A 26,437-nucleotide genomic window follows, 5' to 3' on the forward strand; every position below is an offset into this window, starting at 1 on the left:
CCACCTCTTATTCTAGTAACGAATTAATTGTGTGACAGGCATTCATCTCCAACAAGCGATAAATGCCTTCACTAATCTATTTAGGCTTCTGCTTTAGGCAAAATTAATTCTAATTCGTTATGCGGACGTGGAATTACATGCACAGATAAAAGTTCGCCCACACGTTGAGCTGCCGCTGCACCTGCATCCGTTGCTGCTTTAACTGCGCCTACATCGCCTCGAACTAAGACAGTAACAATGCCGCCACCAACATGGACTTTCCCGACTAAATTCACACTTGCAGCTTTTACCATGGCATCCGCCGCTTCAATTGCTCCTACAAGACCTTTTGTTTCTACCATTCCTAATGCTGTACTCATTTGTCATTCCTCCAAATTATTTAGTTTGTAATGTGATTTGCTTTAATACTTGATCGACAATTTGTTGCACCACTTCTGTATCCAATGATGGTGCTTGCGACTTAATATTCTCTACTACCGGTTCGATATCGAATTCCGGTTTTGGCACTTCAATATCTTTAATGCCATAGGCCATGCGTTTAATATTCAATAAATGTCTAGCTGTAATATTATCAGACGTAATATTGCCGCCAAACGTACCACAGCCTAAAGTAAAGGATGGGGCTAAGCCAGTCGTACCACCTACTGCACCGATTGAAGATAATGTGTTAACAACAATACGCGACACTGGTAAGTCAACCGAAAATTGCTCTGCTAACGCGGCATTTTCCGTATGAATTGAACATGAGTGACCTCTTCCGCCAATATTTAGCAGATCAATCATCACTTGTTTAGCTTCTGTGCTGTCCTCTACAGTGTAGAACGCAAATATCGGTGATAGCTTTTCTAATGAAAATGGAATGTTTTTTCCAATCATTGTCTCCAACCCAACGAGTACTTTCGTCTCTTCTGGCACAGCAATACCAATGGAGTTTGCTAAGCTTACTGCTGATTTCCCTACGATTTGAGGGTTTACTTTTCCTGGAACAGGAGAAATCAGCTTCTCCATCTTCAACTTTTCTTCAGCACTTAAAATATACGCATGCTGTTTTTGCAATTCTGCTAACACTTGCTGTGCAATCACTTTATCCACGATAATGGCCTGCTCTGTTGCACATATCGTGCCATTATCAAAGGATTTACTTTGTACAAGTTGACGAGCAGCTTTTTCAATATTGGCTGATTTTTCGATGTAAGCTGGTACATTTCCTGGTCCTACTCCATACGCAGGTTTTCCAGAGCTGTACGCCGCTTTTACCAATGCACCGCCACCCGTTGCTAAAATTAAATGAATATCAGGATGCTTCATTAACTGCTGAGTCGCTTCCATTGAAGACATTGTTAAACATTGTAACAATCCTTCGGGTGCCCCAGCTTTCTCAGCCGCGACTCTACAAATATCTAAAGCTACCTTTGTACATTTAACAGCATATGGATGTGGGCTTAGGACAAGGCCATTTCTCGTTTTTAAAGAAATAAGTGTTTTAAAGATTGCTGTAGAAGTAGGGTTCGTTGTTGGTACAATCCCCGCAATGACACCAAACGGGCTAGCAATCTCTGTTACTTTCTTTATTCGATCGGAGCCTATAACGCCAACCGTCTTTAAATCTTTTATGTCTTCATACACATCTCTTGAAGCCACTTCATTTTTCATTTTTTTATGATTTGGGATACCCATCCCTGTTTCTTGTACTGCCATTTTGCCTAAGCGTTCTGCCTCTTTAAATGCGGCATCTGCCACAGCCTTTACAATAGTATCCACTTGTTGCTGGGAATATTGCCTATAGGCTGCTTGTGCTGTATTTGCCTGTCTAACGGCGTCTCTCATTTCCTGAATGGCTAATAAATCTTTATCTAATGTAGCCATAAAGCCGCCTCCTTTCTAAATCACCGGATTTCTCGCAATATTTTCTATGGCATCTCTAAAGGCATCAGCTGCCGCTTGGCAGGAAGATTGACTGCCGCTTACGATGCCACCACCGAAGTTGGTCTCTGAAGGTGGTCCAAAAAAAACTTTGAGCTCTACGTCCGCTGCCTTTAAAGCGGCATCTAAACCTACGACCGCTTCAAGTGGTGGCGCAATTAAATATGCGAGCGCAGTACCAACCTTTACTTCTGCTAGTTGTGCCAAATAGGTGCCACAGCTTGCAACCGTATGCGCAAAAAGAGCATGCTTATCATTGTTATTGATTGCTTCAAAATACGTATCGAACCTAATTTTTTGTTCAATTGCTTCCAAGCCACTACGAATTTCGTCTGGTGAGCTTCCCGCAATGATGCCGATCATTTCACCAGATAGTGGGCCTGAAGCGTGTGCTGCTCCAGCATAAAAACTTTTTGCATAAACTACATCCACATCCGCTTTTTTCGTCGCTTCGTCTAATGCCACATATCCGACATCATCAATCGTTAGTGTGACTAGCCCAATACTATGCTGATTTGGCTTTAACGCTAGCTGCGCTGCTAATTCTGTATTTACTCTAGGAATCATTTGCATAGCCAAAATGTCAGCCATTATTTTTTGTGGAATCATCGCTTGCCCCCTTAACCTTCTTTAGCAACAAGATTTACGCCACTTGCCTTGTATTGCAATATTTTTTGGACGACTGTCCCTAAATAAGCACCTGCCTCAAGTGGTGGAATACCACCTTTATGGATGTTCGATATGACCATTCGATCTGCTTCAACAGTGCCTATTCTCGGTTGATAACATAAATACGCACTCATCGACTCAGCGGATACAAGCCCAGGACGCTCGCCGATTAAGTAAACGATGACCTCTGCCTGTAATAGTTCGCCAATTTCATCCATGAGGGCCACACGCCCTTTATCAATATAAAAAGTAGTGCCTATTTCAATATTTACATTGCTAAGACTTTGCTGTAATGCTAAATAAACATCTTGCACATTCTCTTCAATCGCACTCGCACTTAAGCCGTTGGAAATAATGATTTGTACTGTTGGGCGTGCTTTGCAAGCTGATTGAATAAGTTCCTTCGACTCATCTGATAAGCGACGGCCTAAATCAGGTCTCGTAATGTATTCTTCTTTATCCGTTACGCGTGTCGTTACTTGAAAGACATTCAATTTTTGTAATAGCGCTTCTGTCACTTCACCGTATACAGCATCAACGGCAGCTGCATGATCGAGTCGAAATTTCAACCATGTTTTTGTTTTTGGTCTTGTTCCTGCTCTTCCTACACCGATTCTTGCAGGTGTGTGCTTTTTGGCCGCTTGTACACTTTCAGATAAATTTTCCTCTTCAAATCGAAAAGCCTTAGCAGGTTCCTCTGAAGAAGAATGGTCTTCAATCGTTGCACTATGCGGATATTCTTGTGTAGATGATGCCTGTTGGTAAAGCTTAATGAATGGTTGGTCTGATGTTGCCTGTGAACTTGGGATTTCTTCAGTATGATTAGCCCCACTCTCATACAATTTGATCAATGGTTGCTTTTGTTCTTCAGCTGGTGTAGCTATCTGTTTCGAAGAAGTGCCCGATGTATTCGTCATTTTTTCCATTACAAGCTGCGTAATCATGGATACTAGCTGTTCATTCACTAGTCTCACCTACCTTTCAAATATCGATAAATCCCCAGCTCTAGCTGAAAGTCGCCCATTTTCGTAAATGCCCATTTTTTCTAACCATGTTAAATACTCAGGTGCTGGTTTTTTATTGAATGTTTGGAGCAACGTTGCAACATCATGGAAACTCATTGACTGGTAGTTCAGCATAATATCGTCCCCCATCGGTGCGGCAATAATAAAGTTCACACCTGCTGCGGTTAGTAATACGCTTAAATCTTCCACATCATTTTGGTCTGCCTTTATATGATTGGTGTAACAAATATCAACACCCATCGGAATGCCATGCATTTTACCCATAAAATGATCTTCAAGCCCTGCTCGAATAACTTGTTTGTTGTTATATAGATACTCAGGGCCGATAAAACCGACTACTGTGTTGACAATATACGGATTAAAATGTCTAGCAAATCCATAATTGCGTGATTCCAGTGTTACTTGATCGATGCCCATATGCGCTTCAGCCGAAAGCTCTGAGCCTTGCCCTGTTTCAAAGTAAAATAAATTCGGGCCTGTTCCCGTTCCTTGCTTTTTCACAAGCTCTTCTGCTTCTCTAATCAAGTCTGCAGAAATACCGAAGGAGCGGTTTGCCACTTCTGTCCCAGCAATACTTTGGAAAATCATATCAGCTGGGGCACCTTGCTTGATGGCCTTCATTTGTGTTGTGATATGTGCCAAGACACAGTTCTGTGTAGGAATCGACCATTCATTAATAAATTCCTTTGTAGCATGTAACACCTTTTTAACACTTTCGACTGAGTCGTCTACAGGGTTAATGCCAATCACAGCATCACCTATTCCATAAGACAATCCCTCTTTTAAAGAGGCGATAATTCCGTCGATATTGTCTGTTGGGTGATTGGGCTGTAACCTTGAAGAAAGTGTACCTTTTTGTCCAATCGTAATATTGCAAGTGGATAGTATTTCTACTTTATTGGCTGCATGCACAAGATCTAGGTTAGACATTAACTTTGTAACTGCCGCAATAATTTCTGAATTCATGCCCTTACTTAAACGTTTTAATTCCCGATCACCCGTTTCATTCGATAAAATGAATTCTCTAAGCTGCTCAATACTCCAATTTTTTATTTCTCCGTAAATTTGTTCATTGATATCCCCTTCAATAATGCGTGTAACCTCATCATTTTCTGGCGGAACTAAGGGATTCTCGCGTATATCTTTGACTAGTAATTCGCTTAGCACAGCTTTTGCTGCAATGCGTTGTTGTACAGTTTCAGCAGCAATTCCAGCTAGCTGATCTCCTGATTTTTCTTCATTGGCCTTGGCCATTACGTCTTTTAATGAATGGAAATTATACTTTTCTCCACCAAATATCACCGATAGATTCACATTCATCCTCCTTACTTTGAGTGGAAAGCAAGTGTTTTGACAACAACGGGAACAACACCGGAAGGTAGCACTTCCCCAATGTCAATATAATCACCTGTTTCTACTTTAATTTGATCGATGCATAGTATAGGGACTGTCGGATTAATAGCTTGAATAGTTTGCCCAATGACCTTTGCATAATCTGATTGAATGACTATGATAATTGGTATGCCCTTGGAGCCTCTCGTTCCTAAGTGCTGTAAAATGGCCTCGCACAATGTATGGACATCCTGAAAACTTAAGTATGGTAAGTCACTAAAATAGAGCGCAAATGGAGAGCGATTATGCTCAATTGAAAAAAGTGCATCAGCTTTATCCACAGCTGTCTTTACCATATGGTCAAACCCATTTGATGCCAAATTCATATGACAATTAAATACAGGAATATTTTTCAACGGCAATACATGTGCATCTACTTGAATGGTCGCACCACTAATTTCAGTTGTTTGGGTACCTGCGCCAGTCACAGTTGCGCGTGCGGTTTCTTGCGGCTGTAGCCATAAAAATGATTGCAGTTGCGCATGCTGTAAGAGCATAGTTGCAAGTTTTTCACCGATATCATCATATTGACGCAATGAGCAATCATGATGATAAATACAAGAAGCTACCCCACCTGAAAAGACGATTGCATCCACAGGCTTATGCCAATTTGGTAAATGACCTAACAACAATGGATGCTCGCCATCTATTTTTTGACCACTTAACACTTGCACTAAGAAGTGCACCATTTCTTGTATTAGATGCGCTATGCGTTCATCTTCTGCAAAATCCCCAATTTGTAATGGATTGGACCATTTCTGCATGAGCTTTTTAAGAGGTGGTGAAATAGATTGGATTTTGCCATCGTAAAATTCTATTAGTCTACCACCAACATGCAATGTACACGTGCCAATGACTTCACCGAACTGCATCACCGCAATATTTGCAGTACCGCCGCCAATATCAATATTGGCAATGACTTTTGCAGTATTTTTTGACTGCTGTACTGTACCTGCACCTTTGGCGGCAATAATTCCTTCTAAATCTGGCCCTGCAGTGGCAACTAAAAAATGACCTGCTGAATCAGCAATGGCATGAACAACCTCACTAGCATTTTCTTTTGTAGCAGATTCACCTGTAATAATAATGGCCCCTGTTGAAATATCCGCCGGTGATATTTGAGCAAGATGATATTGCTGAAATATAAATTGTTCTATCTGTTTCATATCAATCATGTCATGATTGATAAACGGCGTTTTAATAATAGGACTTTGATGTAACACCGTCTTTTCAATTATTTCTACCCGCGGCACATGTGTCACACCGGCAACGTTTTTCAACAGAAAACTACTAACAACCATCTTTGTCGTACTTGTCCCAATATCAATGCCTGCACTATAAATTTTTTCTGTCCTCAACTTATGCCTCCCTCTACACCACTAAGGGCAATAAATGAGATAGGGACTATCACAATCTTTAACAAATTGGCGAATTCCCTCGTCTGTTTGGAGTTGAATAAGCGGTTCAATATAGTCAATTCCAAGCATTTGCCACGAAGATGTTTTCACGATTGGACCGTGTGTCATAACATTTTTTAATAACGTTGTTGCTCTTTCTACATCTGCTAGAGGTGCATCAATTTTTGTAATGACACCAATTTGTATTTTGGGAATGCCCAAGCTAAATTGTGGTGGAAAAACACTCCTTGATGATGTGGCATCTTGCAAATAAATTACATGTGTCACTTCAAGCGATGTTGCCATAATATTTCGGTAATACATCGGATTTTCTATATATTCTCCCGGTGTATCAACAATCCAGTCATCAAAAACGAGTGCTTGCGTTTTATTGGCTTTTCTATCTTTTCCTAATAACACATTCATAAGTGTCGACTTACCAGCTTGCACACCGCCTATTATCATTACTCGATTTTTCATATGGCACATCCTATGACTTCGTTATTTTAGATGGCGTATAGCCAAGCATTTCTGAAAGAAAACGATTAATTTCTAACATCGCCATCTCAACCTCAGAGACACTACCAACAATAACGAGACTGCCAGTAAAGCGATCTAAAAACCCAAGCTTTACATTCGCTGCCTTTGTCGCAATATCTCCTGCAATAATAACTGTTTCACTTGGTGTACAAGTCATAATGCCAAGTGCACCCGCCTCTTGAATTCCGAGTTTTTGAAACATATCAGGATCAGGATTGGCGATTAGATGACTTAATGTTAGTTGCTTCCCTGGCACAAATTCCTGAATAAATCGCTTCTTTTCTTCACTCATACGTCTCACTTCTTTCTATCAAGACTTTTGATCTGTTAAATATTCTCCCTCTTTAATAATGCCTGCCTTGCGATCTTCTTGTTCTAATTTCAAAGCAGTTGGTACTGATAGTTTATAAGCAAAAATAATGGCAATAATCCCTGCTAAAAGCTTTCCTGCCATCACAGGTAAAATAATTGTTGGTTGGAAATTAGCTGTAAATGATAAATGATCTCCTAACAAAAATGCTGAACAAACCCCAAAGGCAATGTTGATTACTTTATCTTTTGGCGGCATTTGACGAACGAGTGTAAACATAGCTAAAATATTTGCACTTGTTGCTAAAATCCCTGCACTACCTACCGAAGAAAGACCTAATTTCTCCCCTGCTTTTTCTAGCGGTTTAGAAGCATATTTTCGTATTAAGTACACCATCGGGAATGCACCAGCTAACATAATACCGATATAACCGGCTGTTTCTAATGCACGGAATTGGTCAACGCTATCTGCCATAATCGGGTCAAAGCCCCATGCCCCAAAAATCTTTGTAAAAAGACCTGTAAAAATTTCAACAATCGAGAACACAAGTACTAACTTAATCGCAGCATCCATTACACGCCCAAAAATCATAAATCCTTTGATCATGCCATTCGGAATAAGCTTTAGCCCTAACGCAATTAAGATTACGAATATAAATAAAGGCAATAAATTAAGTAATATTTGTAAAACAGAAATGGCAAAAACATACGTTGGTGCAGATGTAGTACTAATGACTTCACGAACTTCTGTATTAAACATCACAATCATGATTGATGAAATAAATGCACCAATTGGAATTGTTAAAACCCCCGCCATAATCCCTAATGCCATATACTTATGATCCCGCTTGTCTAACATCGCAAGGCCCATCGGAATTGAAAATACAATGGTTGCACCTGACATAAACCCAACAACAAGTGCCATCACCCATCCTTCATAAGATTCCTTCAAGGCATTTGCTAGTTGATACCCCCCCATGTCCGACGCTAAAATAGTTGTTGCCGCTATTGCTGGATCAGCTCCAATCAATTCAAAAACCGGACTAATGAAATGACTAATAAACCACGTTAAGTAAGGTATAGCTGCCATGATTCCTGCTGCTGGTACAAAAATATGCCCTACAGTATGAATACCATTCATAAATTCTTTCCCAATCCCATACTCCGCATCTCGAATTGCTCCAATTGCACCTAAAACTGCACAAATCATGATAATATAAACGATGATCGTTCCTATCATTGCCATCCTACTTATCCCCCCTTTGATTTTGATAAATATATAGAAAAAAGACGCATTAAAGAAAAAATCTCTTTAAAGCGTCTTTGCTTCATCTATTAACTTGTAATGTATTAATAATTCGATTTGCTATCGATACCATTTCCTGCTGACTTTGCATACTTTCATTGCGAATTTTTTTATAGGCATCTTCCTCACTCAGATTTTCTGATTGCATCAGTAAACCTTTTGCTCGTTCGATTACTTTCCTCTTGTCTAATTCACTTTGCTTATGCAATATTTCACCGTTTAGACGGTTGAATTTATCGATTTGATGAAATGCCACTTCCAGCGCTGGCAGGACATTTTTCTCAGAAAACGGTTTCATAACATAACCTAAAATATTATCCTGTTTCATGTACAATAACAATTCTTTTTCACTGTAAGCTGATATAAAAAGCACCGGTATGCCTAACTGCTGTTCAATAATTTTACTTGCCTTTAAACCATCTAGTTTCGGCATTTTGATGTCCATTAAAATCAGCTGTGGCTTATGTGTATAAGCTAGCTCAATCGCTGATTCTCCATTATTTGCTTGAGCAACGACTTCGTAGCCGTTATCTTCTAGCATAAACTTCAAATCAATGGCAATAAGTGATTCATCTTCAACAATCATAACTTTCCTAGTCATTTAGGATAAATACCTCCTCACTTACAGGAAACTGAATTTGAGTATGTGTACCTTGTTCACTAGGGATAATTGTAAATGTGCCAGCTAAATCATATTCGACAAGCCTTGTAATAATCTCCATTCCAAAGGATGCCTTCACCTCTTGCATACCAACGCCGTTGTCGGAAATATGAAGTGAAATAAAAGATGCATCCTGAAGAAATCGAATATTAATTATGCCTTCCTCGCGATCAATAAAAGCATACTTTAAAGCATTTTGTAGTAGTTCACAAATAATTAACGCGAGTGAAACAGCCTTTTTAGAATGACAATATAGCTGAAGATCATCATTATGGAAGACTAGTTGAATAGATGGTGTATTGGTAGTTCCAACCATCTTATATCCTATCTTTTTTGATAAAGCAATAACATCCACTTTTTCTTCCGCATTATCCTCATTTTCTAAAATAAGCTCATAGACTGAGGATATACTATATATTCGATTTAATGCCTCTTGAAAAGCACTTGCATTTATAGCTGCTAAGTCGTTACGCATTTGTAAACGCAATAAGCTTGTAACCGTTTGTAAATTATTTTTCACTCGATGGTGAATTTCTCTTATAGCAAATGTCTTCATCATCAGTTCATTTTCTTTCAGCTTTAACTCTGTTAGATCATGAATAATTAGAAGCGTCACTTTATCATTTTGACTGCGAATAGGAATTTTTTTAACGATAAAAGATTTACGCTCTATCGTAATTTCTAAGAAAAAGACATCTTCGCCTTTATCATAGACCTCTTGTAAAAAAGGTAAAATATTATTCAATGCAATATTGTCAAAATGTTCAAGCCCTGAAAGTTCTGCAATAAATCGGTAACCTGCAGGGTTGCTATAAATCACTTTATTTTCATGATTTGTGAGAATAATGGACTCTACTAATAAATCAGACACAACTGGAATCGGTTGCGAATTTGGTTCAACGATATGCTCAATTAATGCAAAAGGCATATTTTGAAATTCATCTTTCGGAGCACTTTGCATCTGGACCTTTTTTTCTTGAATCAACACAGCGATAACCTGTCCATCGTTATTAAAGACTGGAACAACATTTTGTTCAACAGTTATCCCTTCTTGTGTAACAGCTCTCGAAATTGATGATTTTTCCTTATGTTTAAAAGCTGCAAATACTGCTGGTTCAAAGCTTTCAAACACAAATTTTCCAATAACTGATTTTTCGTATAAACCTATTTCTTTTTTAGGGAATGCCTCTGCTACAACAATTGCATGTGGTAAATTTTCCATCATACAATCTATGAACATATAGCAATCTGTCAACTCAGCATAATAGGATAGTGTAGTTTCGAGTGCTACTAACTTGTCAATATCTGTTTCTGATAAGTTTGTATATTTACTACATAGCGTTTGAATGCTCGACAGGTTCACCCCCTATCATAGAATACTCCACAAAGATTGGGACTATTCCTAAAAATTTCTTGTCATCATTATAAACCTTTCGCAAAATTATTTTCAAGAAGAAAAATCATTGCTTTACAAAGAACTATAAAGTTTAAAAGAGAAATATTCAACACTTTTTTTCGACAATAAATCATAATTATTATCCTTATATATCAAAAAACGAGTTTACCTTGTATAGGTAAACTCGCATTTTCTTACTTTATTTCTGGTGTCACTGCTAAAATGTTTTCAAATGTTTCGCGTTTCTTCGCTTCTTCTTCATTTAACAAAATATGAATATCTCCATGATCGTTAGATGTTCGAATTAGGCGTCCCATGCCTTGTTGTAGACGCAGTTGCATAAATGGTAATTCAACTTCTTCATACGGATTTTCAGCAAATGTCCGTTTAGCATCGAACAAAGGATCATGTGGAGGGAACGGTAAATCATAAATGATGACACGAGTTAATGCTTCCTCAGGTAAATCTAACCCTTCCCACAAATGGTAGGAGCATAACGTTTTAATTGTTCCTTCTTGGAAATCACGCACGATGGCGGATAGTTCACGGTCACCTTCAAACGCCACGTGCATACGTTCCATAAGCGGCAATTCTGCTTTAAAGTTTAGCATCGCTTGTTTTGATTTAAATAATATTAAGGTCTTTTCGCCGTCGCGCAGCAGTTGTTGAACACGGGCTGTTTTGTTATTTTGAGATAACTCATGCAAGTAAATTCGCATCACCGCTTCATAATCAAAAGGTGACGGTACTGAGAATGATTGGTAATTATGAATTCCTAAACTGTAAGCGATATAAGAGAAGTCCTTATTGACAGATAATGTTGCAGAAGAAAATACAATTGGTAGCTTTTTCGAAAATAATTTTTCTTCTAACACTTCTGTAATGAGGCGTGGCATAATGACAAGCGTTTCCTCACCATCTGTTTCTTCTAACCAATCGACTGCGTCACCTTGCGCTGTAAAAATGCGCAATGAGGCTTGATATTGTTCTAAATATTCTTCAGCCATATTTAACTCATACTCTGGAATCATATACATTTCCGATTCAAAGACAAATTCTTCAAGCAACACTTCAACATCGGCAATCAGTTGTTTACCATATTTTAAAAGCGTTGCGGATTTATTGATACGTTTGCGCTCTTCTTCAGAAGCAACAATATCATCACGTAGCTGATCGAAAAATAGCTCGTGATCATCTTGTAATTTTTCCATCGCATACAATGTGCGTTCACGGACACCATCTACCATTAATCTTTCTAACAGTGGAACAATCGTCCTAGCTTGCACTTTGTAGGTCATCGCTTTTTGTGCCGCGTATTCTAATAAATGGCCTTCATCTAGTACCATCATTGAAACTTCTGGCAGTAGCGCTAATTGTCCTTCGCGCTCACGAGATTCTTTTGTTGCTAAATGCTCCATTAAAAAGTCTTGCGAGCAAATAATTAAATCTGTTGATTTACGGTAATGTGCACGATGCAATGTTTGCCCGCAACGATTACGCAGATCACAAACTGAACATTGCATAATGGCATTATAATTAACCTTGTTCCAATCCTCATCACTCACTGTAGGATAATCGCTACGATCACCGTACGGTTGCACTGCAATCATCGAGCCTTGTGCGTAGACGCCGTCAGGAATGGAAAAAGCAATATCATCAATCCATTCGTCTGTTTCCACTTTTTCAGCTTCCTCAAAACGCTTTAAGCATAAATATTGATCGCGTGATTTAGCTAAGCGCACATCAATTTCTAAACCAAGTGTCTTTTGTAATTTATAAATATCGCCGCCCTCTTTTACGAGCTGATCGATTAATGTTTCATCTGCACAGGCAATCAGTGCCGGTTTCCCTGTATAGCGTGCATAGGATACTGCAGGTAGTAAATAGGCAATTGTTTTTCCTGTTCCTACTCCCGCTTCTGCAAATAAGACATTTTTCTCTTTTAATGCCTGTTCAATTTGATATGCCATGAAAATTTGCTCGTCACGGCATTCAAATCCCTTCTCCGGTAATTCATCATAAAGAACGTCACCCATCCAGTCACCTAATGACTCGAAAAATGAACGATCCTTTGTTAATGCAAATGGTAAAGATTTACGCAATTGACGTTCCCCCTCTTACAATCTGTTCCTATTATACGCGACGAAACGGAAGATAAGAAAAAATCTCATCTTCCGTTGCTCTCGTTAGTCTCGTTTAGACTTTTGTCCCCAGTATTGATAATAATTCGTTTCAATAAAACCATTGAATAACTTACGTTTTTTCGTCGCTTGACGACCGTATAATTCTTCAAAGTTTTTCATGGAAGACAGCATGTATACTGACCAAGTTGGGTAGTTTTTCATGACTTGTCCTAAATCACGAATGACCTGTTCCACAACTTCGACATCACCAATACGCTCTCCGTATGGCGGGTTGCCAATCATTACACCATCTGTAAGCTGTGTTGTAAAATCACGAGCTTGCATTTGTTTGAAGGAGATGATGTCACCAAAACCTGCTTCCAGGGCATTTTCTTGCGCAATACTTACCATGCGATGGTCTATATCTGAACCAATAATTTCAAGCGGTTGGTCATAATTAGCAATACTATCTGCTTCATCACGCACAGCATCCCAAATATTCGCTTTCATCCAAGGCCAACTTTCCGAAATAAATTCTCGGTTATAGCCCGGTGCAATATTTTGTCCAAACATCGCTGCTTCTAGGGCAATCGTACCCGAACCACAGAATGGGTCTACAAATGGACGATTCGGATTCCACTTAGAAATTTGAACGAGCGCAGCGGCTAATGTTTCTTTTAACGGAGCTTCCCCTTGCGCTTGTCGGTAGCCACGCTTATGTAAGCCAGCGCCAGAAGTATCAATGGTAAGTGTAGCCACATCTTTTAAAATTGAAACTTCGATTTTGTACGTTGCACCCGATTCATCTAAAAAGCCAAGACGTTTATAATGTTGCTTCATGCGTTCTACAATTGCTTTTTTCGTAATCGCTTGGCAATCTGGTACGCTAAATAATTTCGATTTAACCGATTTTCCTGATACAGGGAATGAGGCATCCACTGGTAAATATTTTTCCCAAGGTAGTGCCTTCACGCTTTCAAACAATTGCTCAAAAGACTTTGCAGGAAATTGTCCTACCACAATTTTCACTCGATCTGCTACACGTAGCCATAAGTTTGTGCGTGCAATGGCCGTTTCATCGCCTTCAAAATAAACTTTGCCATTTTCGACTGTCGTGTCATAGCCAAGTGCTTTGACTTCTTGTGCTACAATCGCTTCTAAGCCCATTGCAGCTGTTGCTACTAATTTATAGTTTGCCATACTTTATTTCCTTCCTTGATGTTCAATTTCCCAATACTCCATATACTCCAGCAATTCGGGAAGTGGTAACGGTTTGCTGTAATAATAGCCTTGGATAATATCACAGTTCATTTTCCGTAGTATATCCACTTGTTGTGCTTGTTCTACACCTTCTGCCACAACTTTCATTTTCAACCGATGCGACATTTGAATAATTGCATCCACAACTGCTTGTTTTTCATCAAGCGAAGTAATATGTTGAATAAAGCTACGGTCGATTTTCAAACAGTCGAGCGGGAAACGAACTAAATAACTTAAAGACGAATAGCCCGTTCCAAAATCATCGATTGAGATTTTAAAACCGAGTTGCTTGAGGCGAACGAGTTTACTAACCGTTTCCGTTGCACTATTCATCACAGTGCGCTCTGTCACTTCTATTTCAAAATTGTTCGCAGACGTATTATATCGTTCTAATATAGCTTGAATAGATTCTAAAAAGTTTTGCTGCTTGAAATGAATGCTTGAAATATTAATAGCAATCGGTATTTTACGACCAACTTGTTGTAATTTGATGACAGCTTCACACGCTTTTTCAATAATCACTTCGCTTAAAGGTATGATCAGACCGGTTTCTTCTGCATATGGAATAAATTCTGCAGGAGAGACAAAGCCGAGTCGCTCATTATTCCAGCGGACGAGTGCCTCTAGTCCTTGAATATTTTCATTTTCCACCGTAATTTTCGGCTGGAAATGAAGCTCAAATTCGCGATTTTCAATTGCTCTACGCAACTCTGAGTCCAACAATAGGACACGTTGAGAATCCGTTTGCAATTCATCAAAATAAAAGGAATAACCGTTAAGACCATTCTTTTTTGAATATGTCATCGCTTTATCTGAACAAGTTATGAGTTGCTCAGATGTTACCCCGTCGACAGGATACATACTGATGCCTATACTCGTAGAAATAAAGATATCTTGTCCATTTATATTCATCGGTTGTTCGATAATGCCAATAATTTGTTCTGCAAATTTCGCTGCTTCTCGAACATTTTTTACATTCGTTAATGTAACGATAAATTCATCTCCACCGTACCTGGCAATAATGTCCTTATTTTTTAGCAATGTTTGAATACGTTTTGCTGCTTCTTTAAGTATCGTATCTCCAACTGCATGACCTAACGTATCATTTATTTGTTTAAATCTGTCCAAATCTAGGAAATAGACAGCATGTTGTACTGAATGAGAAATAGTAGAAGACGATTCTAGTAAGCTATCCATTCTCTCAATATAGGCAAATCGATTCGATACATTCGTTAAGGAATCTGTTAACAAACGTTTTTCTAGTTCATTTTCTACTATTTTTCTTTCAGATAAATCTGTGAAAATACCACAGTAGTTTGTGATTTCTCCTATATCATTGGTTATGCTCACAATTGTTAACCATTCAGGATACACGTCTCCTGTTTTACGACGATTCCAAATTTCTCCTTGCCAAATTCCTTCTTGTCGTATCTTTTCCCACATTTTTAAATAGAAAGATAACTCATGTACACCTGACTGCAACACTGCGGGCGTTTTTCCCATCACTTCATCACCTTTATAACCTGTAACGAATTCAAATGCTGGATTCACCATCTCTATTTTTTTATGTTTATCCGTAATCATAATGCCTTCAGATACATTTTCAAAAATTTTCTTCAGTAAGGAAGTGGGGTATTTAGAAATCGAATTAATCTTCTCCAGATTATTAATTACTTCGCCCATGTTTCCGCTCCATCCTATCTATCGATACTACCCATATTTTTTAAAAAGCGCGTTCCTACACTTTTAAGTAGGTATGTATGTCGCGTCCATAACGATTACTGTGCTGTTATGTCTTCGAAGTATCGACAAAGGCACGGCCAACATGGTGTTAGCCTAACCTCGGGCGTATATCGCGCATGACTAGACATCATAAAATAACAGATACTATTTTAATTAGTTCAAAAGAAAAGCTCTCCACCGAATTGGAGAGCGCTTGTTGTTTCGTAAATAAACATCAAAAAATTCAATAAGCCATGTTTTGTTCCCGAGTACTCAAACAGCTTGCGCCTCGTACGACCGGGCAGTAATCATCTATCTACAGAGCGAACTCTGTCCCTCTATCCGTTCAATTCCTTCAAGAGAGTGCCCCTACCATAATTTGGGTTTCTCACTCGTGGGGTTTACCTCGTTCCACCTTGCATGTTTCCACACAAGCTTCGTCACTGTGGCACTTTCAGGAAGTGTCAACCATATCATAAAGACTTAGGTCTTCCTTCCGCCGTCAGCTTTAAGCTGCCTTACCTTATTTTTTCAGTAAGCACGAACACTACGGCCATCGCAGAACCGTGTGAGCATGGACTTTCCTCTACGACGTCTAGCGTCGCAGCGATTACTCGAATTTCATGATGATACGAAGATTATACTAGAGTTTTATGATAAATACAATGTAAATGATAAAAATTATTCGTAAAGTTTACTACCAAATACATGTTTTTCTAAATTTGAAAGACGTTTTAATATATCAAAGTTAGTTGTTCCAGCGGCTGATGCCACAGGTTGTGGTTGTCTCTTTGGTGTGTTTTCTAGTTCTTCTTTTAATTGTCTATTCTCTTCTTTTAATTGCGCAACTACTTTTTCAAACGATTCATAATCTTGAATAATTTCATCAAGAAAAGAATCGACCTCTTCAACATTGTAGCCTTTAAAATTTTTCTTAAATTCTTTTTCAAGAATCATTTTTGAAGTTAATTTAATGTCCATTCACATCGCCCTTCCTCGCACTACATACACGAATTCATTATAGCATATTTCATAATATTATATCGTCTGAAAACATCAAATGTAAGGCTAAACTTGTCGTTTCTTGCGCTTCCCCGGGAAATTATTGCTTATTTCCTAATCTGCTTAACCTCTTTTCCCAGGAAATTGCCCATTTTTGTTTCTGTTCCTTTTGCCATTCCTCAGTCGAATTAATCAGTCGTATGCCCTCTAATGTATAGAAAAGTGCCTGTTTTATATCCTTCAGTTGATGCTCATAGATTATGGCTAGTTGTTCTAAAGCCTGCAACTTTTTTCGTGGCTCTATAAAATGGAGCGATGCTACAAAGGCATCTATCGCTTCGCTATATTGCTTATTTTTTTTTAGTTGCAATGCTAAGTAATATTGCGCATAACCTGCTTGACGTGCATCAAATTGTGTTGTGACCTTTGCCAAAACATTGACACTTTGTGGACTCTTCTTTAGATCTGCATACCATTTCCCAATATTCGTGTAGGTATTGGCTGATTCCTCGCCCGCCTCTTCAAATAATAAGTTAGTAGAATGAACATATAACGTGATGAGCGACAGTAAATCCCATTCGTTATGAACAAGCACTTTCATCAATGCATCAGGCACACCGCTTTTTACAGCATCTAAATAAATGATTGGTGCTAAATAACCTGGAATATCACCCATGCGTGAAAAGCCAAGTTTCTCTTCTTCTACAGATTTTAATTTCATGCGCTCCATATCATTTTTCCATAAACGCTTCGAGCTATGCAATAAATCAATTTGACGTTGTGTCCGTAGTTTCGGTAATACTTTTTGATTAAGCGTCCACCGAGTTTCTAGCTGTGGCCAGTCAAAGCTTTTGCCATTATACGTAATGACTGTCGCCGTTTTTTGCCAAAGCCTTGATTCAAATAGTAAAGCTGCCTCGTGCGCTGGATCAGCTAGGACATATTGTGTTAACACAAAGTCGTTGTCCGTCACTTCTAAAAAACCTAAAAGGAAAATTTGCGTCCCGACGCCTTTTAATCCAGTTGTTTCTGTATCAAAAAACAGCACTTTTTCATTCTTATCTAATGCATAAGGATGTTCAAAATCAGCACTTTGCCATTTCGCTAACGCGTCAAAAAATGCCTGCAATTGATAATGACCGTGCTGATAATGGAAAGGATAATGCACTTGGCGTTTAAAAACGATACCAAAGTCATTCTCGATACGCGTAAGACCTGCTTTTTCCCATTGCTCCGTATAGTTTGGAGCAAGTGGTTTATGGAAAGTTGGTTGCTCTTTGGCGACAGGTTTTGGTGTTGTTTTCCCAAGCATTTTTTTCATTTGTAGTATTTTATTTTCGTAAGACATCGACTTCACTCATTTTCTGCCTGTAAAATTTTTTATACTTCCATGTGTTTATTAGAACATGTTCAAGTTAATCACAAATCTTTTGGCGTTCCCTCGATTATTTCGCACATTTAAATCTCTCTACAAGTATAACGCAACTCTCAATAGCATTTAAATCTAATTGACGCTGTTGTTATCGATAGAAATAGGCAAAAATCACATGACTAAAAGTGAACTTGTGAAACTCTAGCTATCTATATCCATAATCTATATTCTTTCTAAATAGTAAAGCACATCCTCATTCTTTTGTAAAAAGAGAGGATGTGCTTTTTTATTATTACTTCATAGCTCAAGATATAAAGGCGACCATTTAAGCCCGTATTTCAGAATCGTTGGGGTTAAAATAACCTTCATTCCCCTAGCAATCCATTTTCATCAAGTACTCTTACTAACTGATTAATTTTCGTTAAGCAATTGGAATAGCTTGACGACATTGCTCTTTGAATTAATAATTGACTCTTGTGCACCAATACAGGATGGACAACCTGATTTACAAGGACAATTTATAACATGTTGCTGGGACTTCATCACCAAGTCCTCCCATAAGTCATATACTTTTTCACTTAAACCAATGCCACCAGGATATTTATCATAAACGAAAAATGTTGGCTGTTCGTTATGTGTCGCCTTGACTTGTGGCACTACTGCTACATCACTACTATCGCATTGAATAAATAATGGGATAAAGGCATTCATCGCGTATGCCGCACCAGTCATTGCCTCTGTTAACTCTGCTTCAGACCACTGTAGCGTGTTGCTAAAGGACAACCAAGACGAGCTAGTATGCATTTCATCAGGCGGTAGATGGATTGGGCCCGAGCCAATATTGTCATGTGTGCCAAAACGGATTTTTTTAAAGATTGTAGCTTGTGCTACTAAGCCTACATCTCCAAAACTAACGGTCCCGCCTTGATAATGACGACTGCGATCTTCCTCTAACACTTTCATTTCGACGGCTAAATTAGCGTCTGTATAATAATCAACATCAACTTCGCGCACAAAAGCCTTTTTTTCTTCCCAATCAAGTTTTTCTACTTGAAATTGAATGCCCTGGTGCAAATAGATGGCTTCCTCATGTAATAGTGTCATCGCACTATGACGATCCATTTCGCCAATGACTTTTGTTTGAGCGGGTACAGTCATATCAATAATAACGACATTTTCTTGAGAGGCTGAACGCAAGCTAATATCATGAGCAGGGAAACGATCACTCATCCAATGCCACTTATCACTTGTTTTGAATACAACGCCTTCTTCTGCTAAATAATCAAGCAAATCCTGTATTTCATATTCGCCATACGTATCGGTTGTAGTAAAAGGCAACTCAAATGCAGCGCATTTTAAATGATCCATTAAAATCAACATATTCTCTGGATAAATGCGTGCTTCCTCCGGTTCGCTCCCTAGCAAAAACAGCGGATGATGGACGACATATTGATCCAGTGCTGTCGATTGTGCTACATAAATAATAAGAGCCTCGTCTTGACGCCGTCCTGCTCGACCTGCTTGCTGCCAGGCACTCGCTATATTCCCTGGGTAGCCCGTCATTATACATGCTTGAAGTTGCCCAATATCTACGCCTAACTCTAACGCATTGGTACTAACAACGGTTTGAATTGTGCCATCTCGAAGCCCACGTTCAATTACACGTCGTTCTGAAGGTAAATAGCCCCCGCGATAACCACGCACAGACTCATCTTGTAACTTATTGCGGGTCAGTTCCTTTAAATAAGTAACAATCATTTCCACTCGCACTCGACTTTTTGCGAAAATAATCGTTTGAATACCAGCCGTATAAAGTCTTTTTGCCAAATCACTAACTTCTAAAACGGCACTGCGACGAACGCCAAACGTTTTATGGACAATTGGTGGATTGTAAAAAATGAAGGTTTTTTTTCCAACCGGAGCCCCTGAATCGGCAATTAATGTTTGTGAATCATTCGTTAAATTTTCCGCCAGTTCTTTCGGATTTTTAATTGTGGCAGACGTACAAATAAAAACAGGTTTACTACCATAAAATTCGCAAATTCGTTTCAATCTGCGAATTACGTGCGCAACATGTGAACCAAATACACCCTTGTATGTATGCAATTCATCAATGACGATATACTGCAAATTTTCAAAGAGTGACACCCATTTCGTATGATGCGGTAAAATACCTGAGTGCAACATATCTGGATTCGTCATGACGATATGGCCCGCTTTACGAACCTTTTGGCGTATACCAGGAGCGGTATCACCATCATAGGTGTAGCTTAATATTTCTTCGCCACTCTGTTCAATCAGTTCATTCAAATCATTTTTCTGATCTTGTGCTAACGCTTTTGTTGGAAAAAGATAAATTGCACGTGCATTGCGATCTTCCAAAATTTTTTGTAATACGGGTAAATGGTAACAATATGATTTTCCCGAAGCTGTTGGAGTAACAGCGGTAAACGATTGACCATTAGTAGCCAAATCATAAGCTTCTCGCTGATGGGTATATAATTGCTTAATGCCACGAGCATGTAATGCTTTAATGAGTGAAGGATGTAAATTTGAAGGGAAAGGTGCAAGTTTAGCATCCCGCCCTTCTAACGTTTGCCAATGAATAATACGCTCTTTTAATTCTTCATCGTAGCGCCACTCATTTAATAACGCACTAATCGTCCGTTTTTTCGATAACATCCATCTGCGCCTCCTTCACTAAGCGATAAAAATTATTTAGCGTATAGGAAGTTGAGTGTGTGGCATCTAAAAAACGCTTCTTACTTGTTTCTTTATAAAATGATTGCACTACAAATTGCTCCATCGATTCAACCGCTGAAGCAATTTGTCCAGCATGCATATATTTGGGCCTATTTTTTTGAATCCAATCATTGGCTTCTTGCTGCCATTCTTTCAATAGTTGGTGGATGGCATCTGCATGAGGTTTGACCTCAGCAAAAAAATCAGGCGCTCGATCTTCCTCGCGCATTTGCCAAAAGCGTGCAACACATTTTTCACATTCATCTATTAATATGGAAGTTTGCTGTATTAATAACAATTTCCGCACCTCATCTCGTATCAATTGTCCCTTTAACATCATTATCGCTTGTATTGGTATTTCCCAACAAACAATGTATTAGAAAAAAAGTGCAAGCTTTAGGATTACATTCCACACTGTTATAGCTGTCAATATATCACGTATTACTTCCCTAAAAGCTTCTCTCAATAATTCCTAACACCTGTTAAAGGTTTAAAATGATTGCATCCATTGAATCATTTTTATTGGTATGAGATTAGTGTACCAAAGTCTATCATTTTTCACTACTAATAGGCGAACAAGCATTCTTTACTTGCCAGTTCTTTTCTGCTAAGCTTACTTTCTGGCTAACAGATTTGAGCTGCATAAAAAATTGCAGGCTATGTGCATTGTTTTCCAATGACACCCTTGTGATAAGTAATTGATTGACTAGATCCAACTGTGCAACTAATTGTCCTAATTTATTCAATACAACGCCTCCCTTTTATCTTTACTTATGTATTCCTCGCATGTATAAAATAACCTTCATGCGTGACAAAATAAGCGTAAGTTAGCTGAAAGAAGAAGTATTTCGATAAATTTTTAATAGATGCTTACATTAATTGCAATGCGGGAAAACGCTAGAAAAGGACGATTTTTCAACAGTTCTAACGAAAACAGTTACATCTATTTAAGCATTTTAATGACGAAAGCCGTTGTTAAATTGGCGAATTTTCTACTTTAAACAGCGAAATATGCCAATCTTTTAGCCATAGTTAACGTCCTGTCAGCACAACGTTAGGACTGTGGTGAAGTTATACAAAAATCATGGTAAACTATTGTGTATAATAGCAGTATTATAGAGGGTGAGCTAAGTTGACAATTCGTTATCCAAATGGGAAAGTCTATACCCCTGCCCCTGCACTTCAAAAAGCACAAAAACAGGGGAATAACAAGGATTTATCCTATAGTAACCGCGGGAAAACACTAGAGGATGAAATTAATGAAGCAAATGACTATTATGTAAAAAGGCAACTTGCTATTATTCATAAGAAACCTGTTCCCGTACAAATCGTCAAAGTAGAGTATCCGTCACGAAGTGCTGCGGTCATTCGAGAGGCTTATTTCCGAACACCATCTACAACTGACTATAATGGGGTTTGGAATGGTCACTATATTGACTTTGATGCAAAGGAAACAGCATCTAAGACGAGCTTTCCTTTAAAAAATATACACGCACATCAAATGACACATATGCAGCAAGTGAAGGAGCACAATGGTGTGGCATTTATTATCGTTCGTTTTTCAGCTTTTGAACGTTATTTTATTGTGCCATACGAAGTTTTACAAAAGGCCTGGCATGCAATGGACAATGGTGGACGTAAATCGATTCTCTTTTCTACTATTGAAAAGGAAGCTTATGAAATTAAAACAAGCTATTATCCACGCATCGATTATTTACCTGTTCTCCAGCAGTTTATTGAAGCAACAAGTCATGGCTCTGAAAGTGAGGAGATAAAAAAATGAGTGAACGTCGTCAAACACGCGGAGAGCATCAAAAGGCTCTCGCTCAAAAAAATAAAAAGAAAGCGCCGAAAGCATCAAAATCACCGGCCAAAACATGGTTGAAGCGAATTGTCTTAACAATACTTCTTATAGGTATTGTCGGCTTGGTCGGCGGGGCAGGCGTATTTGCTTACTACGCTAGCACTGCGCCTGAGCTAAATGAAGATTTATTAAAAGACCCTGTGTCATCTGAGTTTTATGATAAAAATGGTGATATTTTCGCCACAGTCGGTGCTGAAAATCGAAAATATGTAAAATATGAAGATATTCCTGAAGATATGATCAACGCCATTTTAGCTACAGAAGACGTTCGCTTTTTTAAACATCATGGGATGGATTTTTACCGTCTTGGTGGTGCGATACTTGCCAACTTCCGTGATGGCTTTGGGGCACAAGGTGCTTCCACATTAACACAGCAAGTTGTCAAAAACTCATTTTTACAAAATGAGAAAAAATTAAAGCGTAAAGCACAAGAAGCATGGCTTGCATTCCAGCTTGAGCGTAAATATTCTAAAGAAGAAATTTTTGAAATGTACTTTAATAAGATGTTGATGTCAGGTCGTATCTATGGCTTTGGTACAGCTGCTCAATATTTCTATGGTAAAGAGTTAAAAGATCTAACATTAGATGAAGAAGCACTGTTAGCAGGCTTAGTACAACGTCCAAATGCTTACAATCCATTAAAAAATCCAGAACTGGCTGAAAAACGACGCAATACCGTTTTAGGCTTAATGTACCAACATGGAAAAATTACAAAAGCTGAAATGGAAGAAGCAAAAAAAGTAGATATCCAAGCAGGTCTTGCGGACGATGCTACACGCCAAACATTTGCTGGCTCTAAATACGATGCTTTCCTTGATATCGTTATTAACGAGCTTGAGGAAAATGGTGATGGCACTGCAATGGCAGAGGGCATTAAGGTTTACACAACACTTGATCCAAATGCGCAGCAAGTTGTCGAAAACATTATGAACGACGATAGCAATTTCCCAACAGAAAACATTGAATCTGGTGTTGCTGTCGTGGATACTAAAACAGGTCAAATTCAAGCAGTGGGCGGTGGTCGAAACTACGGAAACCGACTCTTTAACTATGCGGATGACTTAACAATGAACCATCCAGGCTCAACAATGAAGCCATTACTCGATTACGGTCCTGCCATTGAATATTTAAAATGGTCAACAGGTCAAACACTTGTCGATGACCCAATGAAATATACAGGTACAAACCAAACGATTACAAACTGGGATGGTAAATATATGGGTGCTATGACAGCACGTAAAGCTCTATATGCTTCTCGAAACGTACCAGCTGTTAAAACATTTAAAGAAGTTGGCGCAGACAAAGCGAAAGAGTTTATCGGACGTTTAGGTATTAAAGCTAAAAATGCTTATGAGGCTGATGCCATTGGCGGTGGTGACATTACAATGTCCCCTATTCAAATGGCAGCATCTTATGCGGCATTTGGTAATAACGGGGTGTACACTGACCCTTATGCCATTACAAAAATTGTTTACCGCGACGGTAAATCATCAAAAGACTACACACCAGAATCAACAGTTGCTATGGAAGATTATACGGCTTATATGGTAACAGACATGCTGCGTGATGTTGTCAGCAACAAACCAGATGCATCTGGTACAGCTGCAAATGTATCCGGCTTAGATATTGCTGGTAAAACAGGTACTACTAACTACTCAAACGAAGAGTTTAACAAATATAATTTACCAAGTACAAGTGTGCCAGATTCATGGTTTGCTGGTTACACAACTAATTATTCAATCGCTATTTGGAGTGGTTACGAAAAACGTTCAGAACCAATTACAACATGGGATGAACGTCGATTACCACAACAATTATTTAAAAAAATAATGGGTGACATTTCAGCGAACATTGAAACAGATCGTTTCAAAAAACCAAGCTCGGTTGTAGAGGCTACGATTGAAGTTGGCTCTAGTCCACTAAAATTAGCAAGTGACTATACACCAAGTGAATTACGTCAAACTGAGCTATTTGTTCGTGGTACAGAACCGACAGAAGTTTCTACTGAGTATGAAGCGCCAGAACTTGCTACACCTTACAATGTAAGTGCAAGTTTAGACTTAGCTGGTCAATCCATCAACATTAGCTGGGAGCATGATGCAATTCTTGACCCAGAAACGGATGAACCAATGCCAACTACCTTTGAAGTATCTGCTACACGTGAAGGTGGAGAAACGGTTGTACTTGGAACAACTGAAAGTAAAGGGTTAACTGTCAGCAATACACTGGAAGATGGCAATTATACGATTTCTGTCGTAGCCATTGTGGATGAGACACGCAGTGAACCTGGAACGACATCCTTCCAGATAACGAGCATGGACGATGAGGATGTAGAAACAGAAGATCCAGATGAACCGGATATTGAGCAACCAACAAAACCTGATCAAGGCAATAATGGGAATCATAACGGTAACAATGGAAATAACGGTAATAACAGCAATAACGGCAATAACAATGGCGATGGCAATGGTAACGGTAATAATGGAAATGGTGGAAACAATGGCAATAATAATGGAAACCAACCTCCTGTAACACCAACCGATCCCGTAGTTCCGAATGAAGATAATGATGACGGTGAATAACGGATTATAGATTGCCCTAAAATGAAACAGGTGTAGAAAACGAAATGTTTTCTACACCTGTTTTTTATTTATGTTACAGATCTTTTTTCAAAGAAAAAGGTTGTCCACATCTGAACAACCTTTTGTTTATCGATTTTTTACTGCACTTCTAGTTGCTTTTGATTCCTGTCAACCTTTAGCTGCCTGTAAGCGTAGGCGTGCTGTTCGTTTTTTTGTTTCCTTAAATAATTCATCTAATTGACGGTAACACGCATATTGCCCTGGTTTCGTTTTAATAAAAGCGATTCGCTCAATACCATTCAGCGGCATTACCTCTTCCCCCGCTTCACTTACTAAGCGCTCAAACAACTTAATAGCCTGTTCCATTAACCCTTTTGCTTCTCCGTTGCGCGCAGCATGAGCAACATGTATTTGAGCTTCTAACATCGTCCATTGTGTAAACCATTCATCAATTTTTTCTTTTGATATAGCATCAATATTCATGCGTTTGTCACCAGCCCTTTTTTTAAACGCTTCTGACCTTCTCGGCAATCATCGAGTAACGGACATGTTTGGCAGCCCGGATTTTGTGCCTTACAATGATAACGTCCAAAGAAAATTAACTGATGATGGGTTTTCGACCACTTGTCCATCGGTGTTTTTTTCATAATTGTTTCTTCCACTTCAAGTACCGAATCCTTCCAGCGACATAAACCCAATCGTTTTGATACACGCTCTACATGTGTATCCACTGCAAGTGCTGGTATATCAAAGGCTACTGATAATACAACATTGGCGGTTTTCCGACCTACCCCTGGCAATGTAACAAGCTCTTCACGACTTGCAGGAATTTGCCCATTATATTCCGTTAAAAGACGCTCACAAAGAAGTTGAATATTTTTCGCCTTATTGCGATAAAGTCCAATAGAGCGAATATCTTGTTGAAGTTCCTCTAAAGATACCGCTAAATAATCTTCAGGCTTTTTATACTTTTGAAACAACGTTTTCGTAACTTTATTGACCAATACATCCGTACATTGTGCCGATAATAACGTGGCGATTGTCAGCTCAAAAGGGTTGTCATGCACAAGTTCGCAATGCGCATCAGGAAACATGCGGTCCATTTCAGCTAGACAATGCTCCCACTGTTTTTTTGTTAACATTCCCCAAACC

The 26,437-nt window shown here is 38.8% G+C and carries 23 protein-coding genes and 1 other RNA gene; 2 read left to right on the plus strand and 22 right to left on the minus strand.

Features of this window, described 5'->3' with window-relative positions; all coding sequences use genetic code 11:
- Positions 1–80 precede the first annotated feature (80 nt).
- The 20 genes from ACIQXI_RS08435 to ACIQXI_RS08530 form a co-directional block, all read right to left on the minus strand.
- On the minus strand, positions 81–359 hold the full coding sequence (locus ACIQXI_RS08435; protein ID WP_024363388.1) for a BMC domain-containing protein: 279 nt from the start codon (positions 357–359) through the stop codon (positions 81–83).
- 16 nt (positions 360–375) lie between these two features.
- On the minus strand, positions 376–1,866 hold the full coding sequence (locus tag ACIQXI_RS08440; protein WP_402923417.1) for an aldehyde dehydrogenase family protein: 1,491 nt from the start codon (positions 1,864–1,866) through the stop codon (positions 376–378).
- Positions 1,867–1,881: 15 nt separating this feature from the next.
- Positions 1,882–2,532, minus strand: a complete 651-nt coding sequence (gene eutL / locus ACIQXI_RS08445; RefSeq protein WP_402923418.1) for an ethanolamine utilization microcompartment protein EutL — start codon at positions 2,530–2,532, stop codon at positions 1,882–1,884.
- A gap of 11 nt (positions 2,533–2,543) precedes the next feature.
- Positions 2,544–3,557: an ethanolamine ammonia-lyase subunit EutC gene (gene eutC / locus ACIQXI_RS08450; protein ID WP_402923420.1), complete on the minus strand. Its 1,014-nt coding sequence runs from the start codon at positions 3,555–3,557 to the stop codon at positions 2,544–2,546.
- Positions 3,558–3,566: 9 nt separating this feature from the next.
- A complete protein-coding gene (locus tag ACIQXI_RS08455) occupies positions 3,567–4,937 on the minus strand; it encodes an ethanolamine ammonia-lyase subunit EutB (RefSeq protein ID WP_402923422.1) in 1,371 nt (456 codons plus the stop codon).
- Positions 4,938–4,942: 5 nt separating this feature from the next.
- On the minus strand, positions 4,943–6,367 hold the full coding sequence (locus ACIQXI_RS08460; RefSeq protein ID WP_402923424.1) for an ethanolamine ammonia-lyase reactivating factor EutA: 1,425 nt from the start codon (positions 6,365–6,367) through the stop codon (positions 4,943–4,945).
- Positions 6,368–6,388: 21 nt separating this feature from the next.
- A complete protein-coding gene (locus ACIQXI_RS08465; protein ID WP_402923426.1) occupies positions 6,389–6,886 on the minus strand; it encodes a EutP/PduV family microcompartment system protein in 498 nt (165 codons plus the stop codon).
- Between the two features lie 10 nt (positions 6,887–6,896).
- The gene (gene eutS, locus ACIQXI_RS08470) at positions 6,897–7,238 is read right to left on the minus strand and encodes an ethanolamine utilization microcompartment protein EutS (protein WP_172770973.1); all 342 of its coding nucleotides are present in this window, start codon (positions 7,236–7,238) and stop codon (positions 6,897–6,899) included.
- 18 nt (positions 7,239–7,256) lie between these two features.
- On the minus strand, positions 7,257–8,501 hold the full coding sequence (gene eutH, locus ACIQXI_RS08475; RefSeq protein ID WP_402923428.1) for an ethanolamine utilization protein EutH: 1,245 nt from the start codon (positions 8,499–8,501) through the stop codon (positions 7,257–7,259).
- Between the two features lie 82 nt (positions 8,502–8,583).
- Positions 8,584–9,162 carry an ANTAR domain-containing response regulator gene (locus ACIQXI_RS08480; RefSeq protein WP_402923430.1) on the minus strand — a complete coding sequence of 193 codons (579 nt, stop codon included), beginning with the start codon at positions 9,160–9,162 and terminating at the stop codon, positions 8,584–8,586.
- Complete coding sequence (locus ACIQXI_RS08485) at positions 9,155–10,585, minus strand: sensor histidine kinase (RefSeq protein ID WP_402923432.1); 1,431 nt, start codon at positions 10,583–10,585, stop codon at positions 9,155–9,157. Before ACIQXI_RS08485 ends, ACIQXI_RS08480 begins: the two co-directional genes overlap by 8 nt.
- A gap of 227 nt (positions 10,586–10,812) precedes the next feature.
- Positions 10,813–12,720, minus strand: coding sequence for an ATP-dependent DNA helicase (locus ACIQXI_RS08490; protein ID WP_402923434.1), 1,908 nt, complete (start codon positions 12,718–12,720; stop codon positions 10,813–10,815).
- An 84-nt stretch (positions 12,721–12,804) separates the two neighbouring features.
- Entirely contained in the window at positions 12,805–13,941 is a 1,137-nt protein-coding gene (locus ACIQXI_RS08495) for a THUMP domain-containing class I SAM-dependent RNA methyltransferase (RefSeq protein WP_402923436.1), read from the minus strand.
- Between the two features lie 3 nt (positions 13,942–13,944).
- Positions 13,945–15,684 carry an EAL domain-containing protein gene (locus ACIQXI_RS08500; RefSeq protein ID WP_402923438.1) on the minus strand — a complete coding sequence of 580 codons (1,740 nt, stop codon included), beginning with the start codon at positions 15,682–15,684 and terminating at the stop codon, positions 13,945–13,947.
- Between the two features lie 282 nt (positions 15,685–15,966).
- An RNA gene (gene rnpB / locus ACIQXI_RS08505) (RNase P RNA component class B) lies at positions 15,967–16,345 on the minus strand.
- A 59-nt stretch (positions 16,346–16,404) separates the two neighbouring features.
- Complete coding sequence (gene gpsB / locus ACIQXI_RS08510; protein WP_402923440.1) at positions 16,405–16,704, minus strand: cell division regulator GpsB; 300 nt, start codon at positions 16,702–16,704, stop codon at positions 16,405–16,407.
- A 121-nt stretch (positions 16,705–16,825) separates the two neighbouring features.
- Complete coding sequence (locus tag ACIQXI_RS08515) at positions 16,826–18,073, minus strand: ribonuclease H-like domain-containing protein (protein WP_402923441.1); 1,248 nt, start codon at positions 18,071–18,073, stop codon at positions 16,826–16,828.
- Positions 18,074–18,508: 435 nt separating this feature from the next.
- The gene (locus tag ACIQXI_RS08520) at positions 18,509–20,779 is read right to left on the minus strand and encodes a DEAD/DEAH box helicase (RefSeq protein ID WP_402923443.1); all 2,271 of its coding nucleotides are present in this window, start codon (positions 20,777–20,779) and stop codon (positions 18,509–18,511) included.
- Entirely contained in the window at positions 20,754–21,137 is a 384-nt protein-coding gene (locus tag ACIQXI_RS08525; RefSeq protein ID WP_402923445.1) for a YppE family protein, read from the minus strand. The genes ACIQXI_RS08520 and ACIQXI_RS08525 overlap by 26 nt, the downstream gene beginning before the upstream one ends.
- 253 nt (positions 21,138–21,390) lie before the next feature.
- Positions 21,391–21,585, minus strand: a complete 195-nt coding sequence (locus ACIQXI_RS08530) for a hypothetical protein (protein ID WP_024363367.1) — start codon at positions 21,583–21,585, stop codon at positions 21,391–21,393.
- Positions 21,586–21,971: 386 nt separating this feature from the next.
- Between ACIQXI_RS08530 and recU the strand changes: the two genes are divergently transcribed.
- The gene (gene recU, locus ACIQXI_RS08535) at positions 21,972–22,622 is read left to right on the plus strand and encodes a Holliday junction resolvase RecU (protein ID WP_402923447.1); all 651 of its coding nucleotides are present in this window, start codon (positions 21,972–21,974) and stop codon (positions 22,620–22,622) included.
- A complete protein-coding gene (locus tag ACIQXI_RS08540) occupies positions 22,619–25,285 on the plus strand; it encodes a PBP1A family penicillin-binding protein (RefSeq protein WP_402923449.1) in 2,667 nt (888 codons plus the stop codon). Before recU ends, ACIQXI_RS08540 begins: the two co-directional genes overlap by 4 nt.
- Positions 25,286–25,453: 168 nt before the next feature.
- Here the strand turns inward: ACIQXI_RS08540 and ACIQXI_RS08545 are convergent, their stop codons facing one another.
- Positions 25,454–25,768 carry a YpoC family protein gene (locus ACIQXI_RS08545; RefSeq protein ID WP_402923451.1) on the minus strand — a complete coding sequence of 105 codons (315 nt, stop codon included), beginning with the start codon at positions 25,766–25,768 and terminating at the stop codon, positions 25,454–25,456.
- Positions 25,765–26,427: an endonuclease III gene (gene nth, locus ACIQXI_RS08550; protein ID WP_402923453.1), complete on the minus strand. Its 663-nt coding sequence runs from the start codon at positions 26,425–26,427 to the stop codon at positions 25,765–25,767. The genes ACIQXI_RS08545 and nth overlap by 4 nt, the downstream gene beginning before the upstream one ends.
- Positions 26,428–26,437: the final 10 nt, after the last annotated feature.

It is taken from the genome of Lysinibacillus sp. NPDC097195 (assembly GCF_044762075.1).
GTDB lineage: Bacteria > Bacillota > Bacilli > Bacillales_A > Planococcaceae > Lysinibacillus.

What these genes read in the sequence shown, in the direction of transcription:
- ACIQXI_RS08520 (WP_402923443.1), bottom strand. Translation starts at nt 20,779, where the DNA reads ATGTTATCGAAAAAACGGACGATTAGTGCGTTATTAAATGAGTGGCGC.
- ACIQXI_RS08540 (WP_402923449.1), top strand. Translation starts at nt 22,619, where the DNA reads ATGAGTGAACGTCGTCAAACACGCGGAGAGCATCAAAAGGCTCTCGCT.
- ACIQXI_RS08435 (WP_024363388.1), bottom strand. Translation starts at nt 359, where the DNA reads ATGAGTACAGCATTAGGAATGGTAGAAACAAAAGGTCTTGTAGGAGCA.
- eutH (WP_402923428.1), bottom strand. Translation starts at nt 8,501, where the DNA reads ATGGCAATGATAGGAACGATCATCGTTTATATTATCATGATTTGTGCA.
- ACIQXI_RS08480 (WP_402923430.1), bottom strand. Translation starts at nt 9,162, where the DNA reads ATGACTAGGAAAGTTATGATTGTTGAAGATGAATCACTTATTGCCATT.
- ACIQXI_RS08465 (WP_402923426.1), bottom strand. Translation starts at nt 6,886, where the DNA reads ATGAAAAATCGAGTAATGATAATAGGCGGTGTGCAAGCTGGTAAGTCG.
- gpsB (WP_402923440.1), bottom strand. Translation starts at nt 16,704, where the DNA reads ATGGACATTAAATTAACTTCAAAAATGATTCTTGAAAAAGAATTTAAG.
- ACIQXI_RS08455 (WP_402923422.1), bottom strand. Translation starts at nt 4,937, where the DNA reads ATGAATGTGAATCTATCGGTGATATTTGGTGGAGAAAAGTATAATTTC.
- eutL (WP_402923418.1), bottom strand. Translation starts at nt 2,532, where the DNA reads ATGATTCCACAAAAAATAATGGCTGACATTTTGGCTATGCAAATGATT.
- ACIQXI_RS08495 (WP_402923436.1), bottom strand. Translation starts at nt 13,941, where the DNA reads ATGGCAAACTATAAATTAGTAGCAACAGCTGCAATGGGCTTAGAAGCG.
- ACIQXI_RS08440 (WP_402923417.1), bottom strand. Translation starts at nt 1,866, where the DNA reads ATGGCTACATTAGATAAAGATTTATTAGCCATTCAGGAAATGAGAGAC.
- eutS (WP_172770973.1), bottom strand. Translation starts at nt 7,238, where the DNA reads ATGAGTGAAGAAAAGAAGCGATTTATTCAGGAATTTGTGCCAGGGAAG.
- ACIQXI_RS08545 (WP_402923451.1), bottom strand. Translation starts at nt 25,768, where the DNA reads ATGAATATTGATGCTATATCAAAAGAAAAAATTGATGAATGGTTTACA.
- nth (WP_402923453.1), bottom strand. Translation starts at nt 26,427, where the DNA reads ATGTTAACAAAAAAACAGTGGGAGCATTGTCTAGCTGAAATGGACCGC.
- ACIQXI_RS08515 (WP_402923441.1), bottom strand. Translation starts at nt 18,073, where the DNA reads ATGTCTTACGAAAATAAAATACTACAAATGAAAAAAATGCTTGGGAAA.
- ACIQXI_RS08500 (WP_402923438.1), bottom strand. Translation starts at nt 15,684, where the DNA reads ATGGGCGAAGTAATTAATAATCTGGAGAAGATTAATTCGATTTCTAAA.